The organism is Pseudomonas sp. NPDC087346, from assembly GCF_044744235.1.
Classification (GTDB): domain Bacteria; phylum Pseudomonadota; class Gammaproteobacteria; order Pseudomonadales; family Pseudomonadaceae; genus Aquipseudomonas.
The window spans coordinates 1-289 of record NZ_JBIUXX010000135.1; the positions used below are offsets into that span (position 1 = coordinate 1).

Below are 289 nucleotides of genomic sequence, written 5' to 3' on the forward strand. Positions count from 1 at the left end.
GTGATGACTGCCGGCGGTGAAGTTCACCTGGCCATGGCGTTCAACCCGTCCCACCTGGAAATCGTTTCCCCGGTGGTAGAAGGTTCGGTTCGCGCCCGTCAGGATCGTCGTAACGACCCTACCGGTGAGAAGGTTCTGCCGATCTCTCTCCACGGTGACGCGGCATTCGCCGGTCAAGGCGTGGTGCTGGAAACCTTCCAGATGTCGCAGACCCGCGGTTTCAAGACCGGCGGTACCGTGCACATCGTGATCAACAATCAGGTTGGTTTCACCATCAGCAACCCGCTGG

Annotated in this window: 1 protein-coding gene; it reads left to right on the forward strand. The window is 59.9% G+C overall.

Features of this window, described 5'->3' with window-relative positions; translation table 11 throughout:
- Positions 1-289 (forward strand): thiamine pyrophosphate-dependent enzyme (locus ACIOZM_RS31290; protein WP_401221451.1); only part of this gene is annotated, 289 nt, incomplete at both ends.